Source organism: Curtobacterium sp. CFBP9011, assembly GCF_034045095.1.
GTDB lineage: Bacteria > Actinomycetota > Actinomycetes > Actinomycetales > Microbacteriaceae > Curtobacterium.
This window is the reverse complement of sequence record NZ_JAXCWN010000001.1, coordinates 596,509-609,808: the sequence shown is the minus strand read 5'-3', so window position 1 is coordinate 609,808 and position 13,300 is coordinate 596,509. Positions and strand designations below refer to the sequence as shown.

13 protein-coding genes are annotated in these 13,300 nt (G+C 73.0%); 3 read left to right on the top strand and 10 right to left on the bottom strand.

The window, feature by feature from the left end:
• Window positions 1-49 precede the first annotated feature (49 nt).
• Window positions 50-826 (top strand): alpha/beta fold hydrolase, encoded by a 777-nt coding sequence (locus tag SOM35_RS02880; RefSeq protein ID WP_320514305.1) that lies wholly within the window; start codon window positions 50-52, stop codon window positions 824-826.
• A gap of 22 nt (window positions 827-848) precedes the next feature.
• Here SOM35_RS02880 and SOM35_RS02875 read toward each other — a convergent pair whose 3' ends face one another.
• The 10 genes from SOM35_RS02875 to SOM35_RS02830 all read right to left on the bottom strand — a co-directional run bounded on the left by SOM35_RS02875 (window position 849) and on the right by SOM35_RS02830 (window position 11,088).
• On the bottom strand, window positions 849-1,289 hold the full coding sequence (locus SOM35_RS02875; protein ID WP_320514304.1) for an NUDIX hydrolase: 441 nt from the start codon (window positions 1,287-1,289) through the stop codon (window positions 849-851).
• A gap of 149 nt (window positions 1,290-1,438) precedes the next feature.
• On the bottom strand, window positions 1,439-1,849 hold the full coding sequence (locus SOM35_RS02870) for a hypothetical protein (RefSeq protein ID WP_320514303.1): 411 nt from the start codon (window positions 1,847-1,849) through the stop codon (window positions 1,439-1,441).
• Window positions 1,850-2,010: 161 nt separating this feature from the next.
• On the bottom strand, window positions 2,011-2,847 hold the full coding sequence (locus SOM35_RS02865) for an alpha/beta fold hydrolase (protein ID WP_320514302.1): 837 nt from the start codon (window positions 2,845-2,847) through the stop codon (window positions 2,011-2,013).
• A 70-nt stretch (window positions 2,848-2,917) separates the two neighbouring features.
• Window positions 2,918-3,634: an alpha/beta fold hydrolase gene (locus SOM35_RS02860; RefSeq protein ID WP_320514301.1), complete on the bottom strand. Its 717-nt coding sequence runs from the start codon at window positions 3,632-3,634 to the stop codon at window positions 2,918-2,920.
• A gap of 139 nt (window positions 3,635-3,773) precedes the next feature.
• Window positions 3,774-6,521, bottom strand: a complete 2,748-nt coding sequence (locus SOM35_RS02855) for a LuxR family transcriptional regulator (RefSeq protein ID WP_320514300.1) — start codon at window positions 6,519-6,521, stop codon at window positions 3,774-3,776.
• 71 nt (window positions 6,522-6,592) lie between these two features.
• Entirely contained in the window at window positions 6,593-7,456 is an 864-nt protein-coding gene (locus tag SOM35_RS02850; protein ID WP_320514299.1) for a hypothetical protein, read from the bottom strand.
• Between the two features lie 106 nt (window positions 7,457-7,562).
• A complete protein-coding gene (locus SOM35_RS02845) occupies window positions 7,563-7,907 on the bottom strand; it encodes a S1 domain-containing protein (RefSeq protein ID WP_320514298.1) in 345 nt (114 codons plus the stop codon).
• A 7-nt stretch (window positions 7,908-7,914) separates the two neighbouring features.
• Complete coding sequence (aroC, locus tag SOM35_RS02840) at window positions 7,915-9,024, bottom strand: chorismate synthase (RefSeq protein ID WP_290157270.1); 1,110 nt, start codon at window positions 9,022-9,024, stop codon at window positions 7,915-7,917.
• Window positions 9,025-9,119: 95 nt separating this feature from the next.
• On the bottom strand, window positions 9,120-9,707 hold the full coding sequence (locus tag SOM35_RS02835; protein WP_221849375.1) for a TetR/AcrR family transcriptional regulator: 588 nt from the start codon (window positions 9,705-9,707) through the stop codon (window positions 9,120-9,122).
• A 61-nt stretch (window positions 9,708-9,768) separates the two neighbouring features.
• Complete coding sequence (locus SOM35_RS02830; RefSeq protein ID WP_320514297.1) at window positions 9,769-11,088, bottom strand: carboxylesterase family protein; 1,320 nt, start codon at window positions 11,086-11,088, stop codon at window positions 9,769-9,771.
• Window positions 11,089-11,243: 155 nt separating this feature from the next.
• Here SOM35_RS02830 and SOM35_RS02825 point away from each other — a divergent pair, with 155 nt between their 5' ends.
• Together SOM35_RS02825 and SOM35_RS02820 are read left to right on the top strand one after the other, a co-directional pair.
• The gene (locus tag SOM35_RS02825; RefSeq protein ID WP_320514296.1) at window positions 11,244-12,044 is read left to right on the top strand and encodes a sugar phosphate isomerase/epimerase family protein; all 801 of its coding nucleotides are present in this window, start codon (window positions 11,244-11,246) and stop codon (window positions 12,042-12,044) included.
• Window positions 12,041-13,150 carry a Gfo/Idh/MocA family protein gene (locus tag SOM35_RS02820; RefSeq protein ID WP_111075347.1) on the top strand — a complete coding sequence of 370 codons (1,110 nt, stop codon included), beginning with the start codon at window positions 12,041-12,043 and terminating at the stop codon, window positions 13,148-13,150. Before SOM35_RS02825 ends, SOM35_RS02820 begins: the two co-directional genes overlap by 4 nt.
• Window positions 13,151-13,300 lie beyond the last annotated feature (150 nt).

Below are 13,300 nucleotides of genomic sequence, written 5' to 3'. Positions count from 1 at the left end.
CTACGGTATCAACACGTTTAGATCAACATGTTGATTCAGGAGTCCCACCATGCCGAACACCCTCCCCGACGACCTGCCCGTCCTCCGCGCCGGCGACCCCGCCGCACCGACCGCCCTCGTGCTGCACGGTGGCGGTGGACCCCGGACGGTCGCCCCGATCGTCGGGCACCTCGCCGCCACCCGACACGTCCACGCCCCGACGCACCCGGGCTGGGACGGCACCGCGCGGCCGGAGTCGATCGCGTCGATCGCCGACCTGGCGTCGGCCTACCTGACCCGGCTCCTCGACCACGGCGAGCGCGACGTGCTGGTGGTCGGGTCCTCGATCGGCGGCTGGACCGCCCTCGAGATGGCCGTCCAGGCCGCGTCGGACGACCGGTACGCCGGGGTCCTCGGCAGCGTGGTCGTCATCGACACCGTCGGGGTCGTCGTCGACGGGGAACCGATCGCGGACTTCTTCGCGCTCGACGCCCGCGGACTCGCGGAGGTCGCCTGGCACGACCCCGAGCGCGGCCACCAGGACCCGGCACTCGTGACCGAGGAGCAGCGCGCGGTCCTGCAGGCGAACGGGCAGACGATGGCCGTGCTCGCCGGCCGGGCGATGAGCGACCCGACCCTGCTCGGGCGCCTGTCGGCGGTGACCGTGCCGACCCTCGTCGTCTGGGGCGCCAGCGACCGCGTCGTCACCCCCACCTACGGCCGAGCGGTCGCCACGGCCGTCCCCGGTGCCGTGTTCGCCGAGGTCCCCGCCGCCGGACACCTGCCGCACCTCGAGGCGCCCGAGGCGACCTGGGCCGTGCTCGACCCGTTCGTCGCCGGGCACTGACCGACCGGACAGGAGGCGCGGCTCACTCCGTCGTGACGCCCGCCCACCGCAGGGCCTGCGCCACGAGCAACCCATGGCGGTGCGACCCGAGTTCGGCGATCGGGACCCAGGCTGCCTGGTCGGTCGTCCCCTCGGCCTCGTGGCGCAGCGAGCCCCCGACGACCCGGGCCCGGTGCACCACCTGCACGGCCTTCATCGGTCGGCCGTTCCGGGTCTTCCGACGCTCGGGCGGGACCACGTGGGAGCGCACCCCGAGCAGCTCCTCGACGACCACGTCGTACCCGGTCTCCTCGAGCACCTCGCGGACGGCGCCCTCCTCGACGGTCTCGTCGAGCTCCACCCCGCCGCCCGGCAACGTCCAGAGCCCGGCGTCCGGCCAACTCAACCGGGCGAGCAGCACCCGGTCCCCGTCGGTGACGACGGCGTAGGACGCCAGCCGGGTGTCGTAGTCGGTGTACTCCATGACCCGACCATCCCAGGGACCGGGCCGATGCCGGAGCGCCGCGCCGGGCCTCCCGTCCTGGCGACCCGCCCGGCCGGTCCTCCGGGACGCGAGCCACGGGCCGGGCGGCGAGCGAGCGGCTGGTCAGCGAACTGGAGTGATGCCGGCGGTCAGACGACGAACAGGGCGGTGACCAGCGACAGCAGCAGCAGGCACGAGGCCAGGACGGTCGCGACGACGGTCGTCACCCGTGACCGGTCCGGTCCACGCGTGCGTCGCCAGGCGACGACCGTGCACGCCCCGGCGACCAGTGCCAGCGGGAGCACGACGAAGAGGTCCCCGATCCGAGTGATCTCGCGGAACAGGCCGCCGTGTCCGGCTTCGCCCTGGCTGGCGGCGTAGACCAGCCCGGCACCCAGCAGCGCCGACACTCCCAGCACCGCGCCGATGAACGAGGCCGCGAACCCCACGGAGGCGACGACGATCCCCGCGACGGCCCAGGCCGAGCCGCGACGACGCGGTGGTGCGGCCGGCGGTGCGCCCCACACCGGTGCTCCGCTCGCGTTCCCCCACTCCTGCATGACGCCACCCTGCCACGCCGACGACCTGTCACGTCGACGCACGTCGGCGACGAGGTGACGGACGGGAGGCGCGGTGCCGGTGCGCTGGTCGGCCCACCGGTACCGCGCCTCCCGTCCGGTCCGCTGCGGACGCAGCGTCGGCGACGTCAGCCGCAGCGACGTCAGCTGCGGATGAACGCCAGGATGTCCGGGTTGATGACGTCCGCGTGCGTGGTCAGCATCCCGTGCGGGTAGCCCTCGTAGACCATGAGGGTCGCGTCGCTCAGGAGCTCGGCCTGCTTCAGGGCCGCTGCCTGGTACGGGACGACCTGGTCGTCGTCGCCCTGCAGGACCAGGACCGGAACCGTGATCGCCCGCAGGTCCTCGGTCTGGTCGGTCTCCGAGAACGCCTTGATGCCCTCCAGGTGGGCGATCGCACTGCCCGTCATGCCCTGGCGCCACCAGTTGGCGACCACCGGCTCCGACGTCGTCACGCCGGGCCGGTTGAAGCCGTAGAACGGGCCCGATGCGACGGCCTGGAAGAACTCGGCGCGGTTTGCCGTGAGCGCCGCTCGGAACCCGTCGAAGACCGAGATGTCGGTGCCCTCCGGGTTGGACTCCGTCTTGAGCATCAGCGGCGGCACGGCGGACACCAGGACGGCCTTCGCGACCCGGCCCTGCGGCTGGCCGTAGCGGGCGACGTACCGGGCGACCTGGCCGCCACCGGTGGAGTGACCGATGTGGACCGCGTCGTGCAGGTCGAGGTGCTCGACGACGGCGGAGACGTCGCTGGCGTAGTGGTCCATGTCATGGCCGGTGCCGATCTGCGACGACCGGCCGTGACCACGCCGGTCGCTCGCGACGACGCGGTAGCCCTCGGCCAGGAAGTACAGCATCTGCGCGTCCCAGTCGTCCGAGGACAGCGGCCAGCCGTGGTGGAACACGATCGGCTGCGCGTCGGGGTTCCCCCAGTCCTTGAAGTAGATCTCTGCCCCGTCGTCGGTGGTGATGTAGCCCATGTGTGGTGCCCTCCTGTGGTGGTCGTGCGGTGTGGTGGTCGTGCGGTGTGCTGGGTGGGTCGGTGTGGGGTCAGGCCAGCTCGGCGACGGCGTCGGTGATGACGGCGGCCACCTCGGCGGGGTGGGTCTGCATCACCAGGTGCGGTGCGTCGATCTCGACCACCCGGCGGACCCCGGCGCGCTGGTACCCGAACCGCTCGACGTCCGGGTTGATGGTGTGGTCGGCGCTGGAGACGATCCCCCAGGACGGGCGGCTCTTCCACGCGGCGACGGACGCGGGCTCACCGAACGCGACCGCGGACAGCGGGCGTTGCGAGACCGCCAGGACCTCCGCCGTCTCCAGGTCGAGGCCGCCCGCGAAGACGGCGGGGAAGGCCTCGATGGCCACCGAGACGTCCGTGCCGCGCTCGGCACCGTCCACCGGGTACGGCGCGTACACGAGGGCGGCGGCGAGGTCGCTGTCCGGGAAGCCGCCCTGCAGCTCGCCGAGGCTCTCGCCCTCCTCGAGTGCGTACGCGGCGACGAACACCAGCCCGACGACGTTCTCGGCGGCACCGGCGACCGTGACCACCGCGCCTCCGTAGGAGTGTCCGGCGAGCAGGACGGGACCGTCGACCTGCTCGACGACGGACCGGATGTACGCCGCGTCGGCGGACAGGCTGCGGTTGGAGACCGGCGGGACGAGGACCCGGTGGCCCTGCTCGAGCAGGAGCTTCGTGACGGGTGCCCAGCTGGCGGCGTCGGCGAAGGCGCCGTGGACCAGGACGATGGTGGGGGCTCCGGACATGGTGCGTTCGCTCCTTCCCGGTCCGCAGCCCGTGGCGCGGCCCGGCGTCGGTGGTGACCGTGGGGTTCCGCTCAGAAGGTACGAGCGGGCACGACCGGTGCACATCGGTCACGATGACCGAGATCCGCAGCCGGATGACCTAGGGACGAGCGGCCCGGTCCACGGCGTCGCCGTCGTCCTCGGTCGGCAGCACACCGGGCAACTGCTGGCGGGTCGAGATCCCGAGCTTCTGGAACGCCGCGTACAGGTGCGCGCCGACCGTCCGGGGTGAGACGAACAGGTGCTCACCGATGGCCCGGTTGCTCATCCCGCGCGACGCGAGGGTGCAGACGCGGAGCTCCTGCGGGGTCAGCAGTTCGACGTCACGTGCCCCGGCGGCCGGCAACCGCTCGCCGGCGGCACGGAGGGCGTCGCGCGTCCGTTCCTCCCACGTCGGTGCCGGCATCGCCGCGAACAGGTCGAGGGCCGCGTGCAGCACCGCCCGGGCGAGCGTCGTCCGGCGCGCTCGGCGCAGTCGGCGGCCCAGCCGGAGGAGCGCACGCGCCTGGACGTACGGCATCGCCCAGCGCTCGTGCTGCAGTGTCACCCACGCCGACTCGAGCTCGTCGTCAGGGACCAGCGCGAGCCGGGTGTAGTCGACGGCGGTCCGGACGATCGGTGCGTGCCAGCGCGCGTGGAGCTGCTCGAGGTCCGCCAGCCGCTGCTCGACGTCGCCGCGTCGGCCCGACTCCAGCGCGGCGTCGACGAAGTCGTGCGAGGTCGCGACGCCGAACCACGGGTGGTACCCGTCGTGAGCCGGGTCGGACAGGCCACGGAGGCGCTCGAGGGCCTCCGTGGCACGGCCCGCGAGCAGGTCGACCAGCCCCGCAGCCCCACGCAGCGTCGCACGCATCGCCCCGGACCGGAGGACCTGCGCACCCGCCTGGGTCCCGCCGGCGATCTGCTCGGCGTCGGGCATCACCCCTTCGAGGGCGTCGAACCAGGCGAGCGCACAACGAGCCGCCGCCGAGAAACCGGCGTCACCGAGGTCACGGCCGAGCGACTCGGCCTGCTCCGCGAGGGACCGGGCCTTCGCGACGTCCCCGGCCAGGTACGTGGTCATCGAGGTGCCCATCAGTGCCTGCGGGAACGTCCGCAACTCACCACGAGCCCGCATGCTCGCGAGGGCCCGGTCGAGCAGGACCCGGGCGGTCTCGACCTCGCCGACGAGGTTGAGCGCGTAGCCGAGGAGCCACGCCGACTCCTCGTCCTCGGCCGTCGGAGCCGCTGCGAGCGCGCGTTCCATGACGTGGTCGCCGCGGACCACCGGTTCCGTCCGCGCGGCCAGGAGGATCGCCCGCGGGTCGTCGTCGGGCAGCGCGAGTGCCTCGACCACGACGAGCATCGGGTCCCCCGGGTCGGGCTCGGCGGTGTGGTCCCAGGCGATCGCGGCGAGGTGCAGCAGGGCGGTGGTGGCGTCCTCGACGCCGCCGGCCGCCTGCATCTCGGAGACCGCGCGGAGTGCCGGTCCGAGGTCGCCGACGGCGAGCCCCGTCCGGCCGGTGGGCAGGATCTCGGCGAGCCAGGTCGCACGCGCCGCGAGCAACCGGTCCGGCGCCTCGTCGCGGGCTCGCTGCACCAGGAGCGCCGCGTCGGCGATCCGGCCGGACAGCCCGGCGAGTTCCGCCGCGGTGATGCGTCGCTCGACGCGTCGGACGACGTCCGACGTCAGTTCGGCGGCTCGCTCGTAGGCGCGGCTCGCGACGAGCGGATCGGACATCGCCGTCCGTCCCGCACCGAGTGCGGCGATCTCCTCGGCCAGGGCGTCGTCGTGTCCGGTCGTGAGCTCGGCACGCCACCAGACCGTCCGGGTCGGATCGTCCTCGTGTTCGGTGACGAGCGACCGCAGGACCGCGGTGCGCTCGGTCGGCGACGCAACGGCGAGGACCGCCGACTGGACGAGGGGGTGCCGGAACCGGATCGCGCGCGGGGCCTCCCAGACCAGGAGCGACGACGCCGACGCCTGCTCCGTCCAGGTCGGCGGTGGGAACCTCCCGAACGCCCGGGCAGCCACCCGTGCCGTCTCCTCCGCACCCGTGCTGCCGGACAGTGCCACGGCGAGGACCGCCAAGCGGACCGACTGCTCGAGTCCGGCGAAGCGACCGGCGAACTCCTGCTCCACCCGGCCCACCACCGGACGGTCGCGAGCGTGCTCCTCCGACGCCGACCGGCCCAGTTCGCGCAGCGCCAGCGGGTTGCCCTCGGCGCGGAGCACGAGGTCTCGCCGAGCCTGCCCCCGCGGCGCTCCGGGGACGCCGTCGAGCAGCAGGTCGGCGGCCGGCGCGTCCAGCGACGCGAGGTGCAGCCGTCGGACGCCCGGGTCCTCGGCCGCGTCCGAGTCCCGCGTCGTCATGACGATGACCATCGGGTCCTCGCCGACCCGGCGGGCGATCATCCGGAGTGCCCACCGCGACGGCACGTCCATCCAGTGCAGGTCCTCGACGACGACCAGGAGCGGACGTGCCGCGGCGGCGTCGGAGAGCAGGGTCAGCGCCGCCAGTCCGGCGAGGAGCGGCGAGGGCTGCACCCCGGACGTGACCCCGAAGGCGACGTCGAGCGCCCGTCGCTGCGGCTGCGGCAGGTCCGGGATGCCCGCCCGCAGGGGGTACAGGAGCAGGTGGAGCGCGGCGTAGGGCTCGCTGGACTCGGCCAGGGTGCCGGTCGTCGTCAGGACCCGGAGACCTCGACCGTCCGCGTACTCGACCAGGTCGGCGACGAGGGACGACTTGCCGATCCCGGCTTCCCCGTCGACCACGAACGCGGCACCGCCGTCGGTGACGTGACCGACGGCATGTCGGAGGGCGGCGGTCTCCCGCTCACGCCCGATGACGGGCTGCGCCGTCGTCATGGGGTCAGTATGGCAGCGGCACGGTCAGCTCGCGGAGCCGTCGTCGCACCTGATCGTGAGGATGCTGCCCGTCACGCCGGTGGCACGCCCCGGTCCGCCGCAGACAGGTTGTACACGGTGCCGTACCGCAGTGCTCCATCCGAGGCGTCCGCGGTGAACGGGTTGAGGTACTCGAAGTCGTCCTTGGTCAGGGCGAAGCGTTGCCGGATCGCCGGGAACGCGTCGCCCGGAGCGACGGTGTAGGTCGACGGCACACCGTTCGTCGAGGTCGTCGTCCCGGTCGCGTCAGCGCGGGCGCCGTGGTCGGCCACGACGAGACCCGCGCGGGTGTCCGGCACGTCCCAGGTCAGCGGTGCCGCCGCGAGGACGGGGGTGATGCACCCGTCCGGTCCGGCGGTGCCCGTCGCCGAGTCGACGTGGACGACGGCGCTGCGGAGGTAGGACGGGTCGACCTCGAAGGGACCACCCTCGATGCTGATCGGGAGGGACCAGGTGTGGGGCTCGGCGTCGACGCCGTTCATGACGAACCGCCACGAGTCGCTCGGGCAGGTGGCCGTCGTGGCGTACGGCGTCAGGTCGAGGTCGAGCTGACCGGTCGCGGTGGAGTGGAAGTCGTCGATGGTCGCGGTCACCACGCCGTCGGCGGCGGTGAGGACGATCGTCCCCGACGTGCTCCCGTCCGACGAGGCCAACGTCCCCGTCGCGATCACACCCGAGAGCGCCGGGGGCGCCGCAGCCGCGTCCGCGGTCGGCGTCGGCGTCGGCGTCGGCGTCGGCGTCGGCGTCGGCGTCGCCTGCGTCCGTGTCTGCACGTGCGTCGCGGACGGTGCCGGCTGCTCGGCACCGGGCGAGGCCCCGGCGACCGCGCAACCGGTGGCCAGGAACACGATCGCAGCGGAAGCGATGCCGACGGCGGTGACTCGAGTACCCCTCATGCTGGGATGCTCGCAGATCGGATCCCGGTGGCGACACCGGTGCGGGCAGTCGTGACCAACCTGGGACCAGGACGACGCGTCCGAGGACGACCGGTCGGACCGCCGGTCAGCTCGTCGAGCCGTCGTCCCACTTGATCGTCAGGATGCTGCTCATCGCGCCGGGGTCCGACGCCTCGATCGGCCCGTCACCCGACCCGCCGTCGGCCACGACGACCGCGCTCGCCTGCCTCCCGTGCGGCGAGTCCGGGACCTCGTCCCACACCACGGACACCCGCTCGCCCGGTACCAGGTGCCCGAAGTCGCGCCCGACGACCGCGCTGAAGTGCACCCAGACGTCACGCACCACTGCCGGGAGGCCCGGGTCGCCTCCGACGTCCGGGTCCAGGTCGACGACTCCCCACCCCTCCTCGCCGTTCCAGCTCCGGACCGTCCCGGGCGTCGTCGTCGTCATCGGGTCGTCATGCGCTCGGCCAGACCGGGCCCTCGATCGGCGGGACCGGCAACGACACCGCCCCGTCGTACGCCCGGTGGAGCAGCATGTGGTCCATCAGCACGAGCGCCAGCATCGCCTCGACGACCGGCGTGGCCCGGATCCCGACGCACGGGTCGTGCCGGCCCTTGGTCTCCACGACGGTCGGTGTTCCGTCGCGGTCGATCGAACGGCGCGGGGTCCGGATCGAGCTCGTCGGCTTGATCGCGATCGAGACCCGCAGCTCCTGACCGGTCGAGATCCCACCGAGGACCCCGCCCGCGTTGTTGCTCGCGAACCCGTCCGGAGTCAGTTCGTCGCCGTGCTCGCTGCCGCGCTGGCTGACGCTGTCGAACCCGGCACCGATCTCGACGCCCTTGACCGCGTTGATGCTCATCATCGCGCTGGCGATGTCGGCGTCGAGCTTGCCGAACAGCGGCTCGCCGAGACCGGCCGGGACGTTGCGGGCGACGACGTCGATCCGCGCACCACACGAGTCACCGGCGGCGCGGAGTTCGTCCATCCGCTGCTCGAGCTGCGGCACGACCGCGGCGTCCGCGGCGAAGAACGGGTTCAGCGGGATCTGCGACTCGTCGACGAAGGGCACGACGATGTCGTCGAGCTGGCTCATCCACCCGACGATCTGCAGGTCGCACTCGCTGCGGAGCCACTGGCGGGCGATGGCACCGGCCGCGACCATCGGCGCCGTCAACCGGGCGGACGAACGGCCCCCGCCGCGAGGGTCGCGCAGGCCGTACTTGCGCCAGTAGGTGTAGTCGGCGTGGCCCGGACGGAAGGTGTCGAGCAGGTCCGCGTAGTCCTTGCTCCGCTGGTCCTCGTTCCGGATCACCAGCGCGATCGGCGTGCCCGTCGTCCGCCCCTCGTAGACCCCGGACAGGATCTCGACCCGGTCGGGCTCCCGTCGCTGGGTGACGTGCCGGGACGTCCCGGGGCGCCGCCGGTCCAGGTCGTGCTGGATGTCCGCTTCGGTCAGGGGGATCCCCGGGGGGCATCCGTCGACGACGCACCCGATGGCAGGACCGTGTGACTCGCCGAAGTTGGTGACGCGGAACAGTTCTCCGAACGTGCTGCCGGACATGGGTCCTCCAGATCAGTGGTCAGGTGCGCGGTGGCCGGGCGACCCTCGACCGTAGCGCGACGAGCCTGATCGTGGGGCACCCGATCGCGCAGAACTCAGACGAGCGCGACCGCACCCCACCCGGCGCGCATGCGGGCGACGGCCCGGTCCCACCCCGACAGCAGGTCGTTGTCGTCGCGCATCAGCGACTGCACCTGCAACCCCTCGTAGAGGGCGACCAGCTGCTCGGCGGCATGCCGGGGCGACGTCCCGCGCGGCTCGCGACCGGCGACGACGTCCCGCACGAGGGCGAGGGTGATGTCCTCGAACGAGTGGACGTACTGGCTCCGGAACCACCCGGCGGCCGGGTGCGACGGCGCCGAGGCCGCACTGAGCGTGGCGATCCGGATGCGGACGAGCCCCGGATCGGCGAGCCCGGACTGCAGGCGGGCGCGGAGGTACGCGGCAGCGCCGTGCTGTTCGGCGATCGGCCACAGGGACGCTCGGTCGCCGTTGTTCCAGCGGTTCATGACGGCGACGACGAGCAGTTCCCACACCGGGTAGGCGTCGGTGACGTCTGCGGGCGTGAGGTCGGCGAGCGCCGCGACCTCGGCGGGCCCGACGGCATGGAAGTCCGAGCGCCGGAAGGCCTCGATCGCCGCCTGGACGATGCGGGGACGGAGGTCGGCATCGGGCGCGGGCATGAGGACGATCATCCGGCCCGGGCCCGGGTGGCGCGACCGCCAGTTCGAGGGGTGTGGACCGTCAGCCTCGGTCGAACGTCAGCGTCTCGTCGTCGACCGCGGTGACCTGCCCGGTGCGCGCGAACTCCGCCCAGATCGCCCGGTGACCCGGCCCGCGCCGTTCGACGGCGGCCCAGTCCTGCTCCGGCACGAAGCGGCTGCCGGCCCACGCCGCTCGGTCGCCGAGCAGCAGTGGCACGTCGCTCATGTGCACCGCCCCCGTCGGCCGGACGGTCACCCCGCGGTGCAGCCGGTAGACCACGGCCCGACCACCGGCGGCGCGGTGTCGGGCGGCGAAGGCCCGGGCGTCGCGGCCGTAGATGACCTCGCTGAGCGGACGGACGAGCCACCACCGGAGCAGCGCCCGGCCGATCCGGGTGCGCGCGACGGCCGGGAGGCCCGGGATCATCGGCACGTAGAGGGCGGCCTCGTCGGTGGCGGACCCGATGAGCACCTCCACGTGCGGGGCCGCGCGGCGCCAGGCGTCCGGCAGGTCGCGTTCGGCGGGCAGCGGTGCGTGCCCGTACTGCGTGCCGAAGGGCATCCCGCCGCGCAGCCCGTACGGCAGTGCCACCTTCTCGGCGGCCGCCTGCAGCGCGAGCACGTCGTCCAACGCGGTGTCCGGTGCGACGGTCCCGACCGCGCGGAGCATCGCCCGGTTCATCCGCGCTCGACGGCGCGAGAGCCCGAGCGGCGCACTCTGCACGATGGCCCGCTGGAACAGCCCGGCCGTGCCCTCGGCGACCATCAGGTGCGCGATCGCGTCGCCGCCGGCCGACTGCCCGAACAGGGTGATCCGGTCCGGGTCACCGCCGAGCCCCGCGATGTTGGCGTGCACCCAGCGCACCGCCTCGACCAGGTCGAGCAGCCCGAGGTTCGCCGGCACCCGCTCCCCGTCGCCGAGGAACCCGAGCACACCCAGTCGGTAGGTGACCGCGACGACGACGACCCGCTGCTCCTCGGCGAGCGCCCGCGGGTCGTGGATCGGGATGTCCCCGCCACCGACGACGTACGAGCCGCCGTGGATCCACACCATCACGGGCAGCAGTTCGTCCTCGCCGAGGTCCGCGGGCACCGTCACCGACAGGGCCTGGCAGTCCTCGGACACCTCGGCCTCGATCGGGTGGATGAGCTCCTCGAGCACGGGCGTCGCCGGCTGCGGCGGCACCGGCGCGGGGGTGTCGGCGACGAAGTCGGTCGTGAACGGCGGGACCGGCTGCGGTCGCCCGAACCGCTCGGCGCGGGCGTACGGGATCCCGAGGGCGCGCACCACGCCGCCGTCACGGTGGCCGACGATCCGGCCGACGGGCGTGCGGAAGGTACGGGTCGTCGCGGCGGTCACCAGGCAACCGTACGACGGTCCGGGAGGCACGGATCACGTCACACGGGGATGAAAACTACACAGCGGGTGGTTTCTGCGGTAGCGTCGGATCGTCTCGCCGTGGAGCAGTGTCTCCGTCGGCCGCACACCACGTCAGGATCGAAGGAGCCTCTGCAATGCCCACCACCTCTGTGCAGCTGTACTCACTGCGCGACGCGATCGCCGAAGACCTCGACCAGGCCATCGCCCGGGTCCGCGAGATCGGCTACGAGAACGTCGAGCCCTACGCGTTCGTCGAGCGCGCCACCGACCTCGAGCGTGCGTTCGCGGCCACCGGCCTGAAGGCCCCCTCCGGCCACGTCGCCGTGATCGACGCCGACGACACCGCCCCGATCTGGGACGCCGCGGAGCGCCTCGGCATCCACACGGTCATCGACCCGTTCATCCCGACCGACCGCTGGCAGACCGCGGACGACGTCGCGAAGATCGCCGAGCGCGTCAACGTCCTCACCGCCGAGGCCGCGTCCCGTGGCCTGCAGTTCGGGTACCACAACCACCAGTGGGAGTTCACGAACAAGGTCGACGGCCGCACGGTCTACGACCTGTTCGTCGAGCAGCTCGCGCCGGAGACCGTCCTCGAGCTCGACACCTTCTGGGCGACCGTCGGTGGCGCGGACGCCGCCGCCGTGCTCCGTGGCCTCGGCGACCGCGTCGTCGCCATCCACGTCAAGGACGGCAAGGTCGACGGTGACATCCGTACCGCACTGCCCTCGTCCGAGAGCGCCCTCATCGTGCCCGAGGCCCTGCAGCGCGCCTTCGAGAACCAGACCCCGGCCGGCCAGGGCGATGTCGACGTGGCGGGCATCCTCGCCGCGGCACCGCAGGCCATCCGCGTCGTCGAGTTCGACGCGTACAAGGGCGACGTCTTCGAGGGCATCACCGAGTCCCTCACCTGGCTGAAGGACAACGACAAGTGAGCCGCACCGGCATCGGCATCATCGGCGCGGGGAACATCTCCACGCAGTACCTCGAGAACCTGACCCAGTTCGCCGACGTCGAGGTCCGCTTCGTCGCCGACGTGCTGCTCGACCGGGCCGCCGCCCAGGCCGAGAAGTACGGCGTCGCCGGTTCCGGCAGCGTCGACGAGCTCCTGGCCCGTGACGACGTGCAGATCGTCATCAACCTGACGATCCCCGCCGTGCACGCCGAGGTCGACCAGCAGATCATCGACGCCGGCAAGCACGTGTGGAGCGAGAAGCCGATCGCCACCGACCACGACTCGGCCGCGGCCGTGCTGGCGTCGGCGCAGGCGAAGGGCCTCCGTGTCGCGACCGCTCCGGACACCGTGCTCGGCGCGGGCATCCAGACGGCGCTGCGGGCCATCGCGCGCGGGGACATCGGCGAGCCGCTCACCGCGACGACCCTGTTCCACGTGCCCGGACCCGAGGCGTGGCACCCGAACCCGGACTTCCTGTTCGCCACCGGCGCCGGCCCCCTGTTCGACATGGGCCCGTACTACGTGACGACGCTCGTGCACGCGTTCGGCACCGCTTCGCGCGTGCAGGCCGTTTCGTCGAAGTCGCTCGACCGCCGCACGATCGCCTCTGGTGACCGTGCCGGCGAGACCTTCCCCGTCGAGGTCCCGACGCACCACGCAGCGCTCATCGAGTTCGCCGGCGGGCAGTCCGCCCAGTCGACGTTCTCGTTCCAGCACGCGCTGCCGCGGATGGGCTTCGTCGAGATCAACGGCACCCTCGGCACCATCTCGCTGCCGGACCCGAACACGTTCGAGGGCGAGTCGACCCTCTGGCGCTACGGGCACGACGAGCCCGAGACCCTGCCCGCCGTCGGTTCCACCTGGGGCCGTGGCACCGGGGTCGTGGAGCTCGCCCGCGCGATCGCCGAGGACCGACCGGAACGCGCCTCCGGTGCCGTGGCCCTGCACGTCCTGGACGTGCTGCTCGGCATCCGCGACGCCGCCGAGTCGGGTTCCGCCGTCGAGATCACGTCGTCCGTCGACGCGATCCCGCCGCTGCCGGAGGACTTCGACCCGGCCGCCGCGGTCCTGACCGCCGGCGAGTAGCCGCAGCCCCACCACCGGAACGGCCGGCCCTCCTGCAGGGCCGGCCGTTCCGTGTTCCCCGGCGAGGGAGCAGGATGACGGCATGGGCAACGCGTTCTCGACCGGCTGACGCATCGCGCGCGCACGGCGGTCGGAGTTCCTCGACCCGGC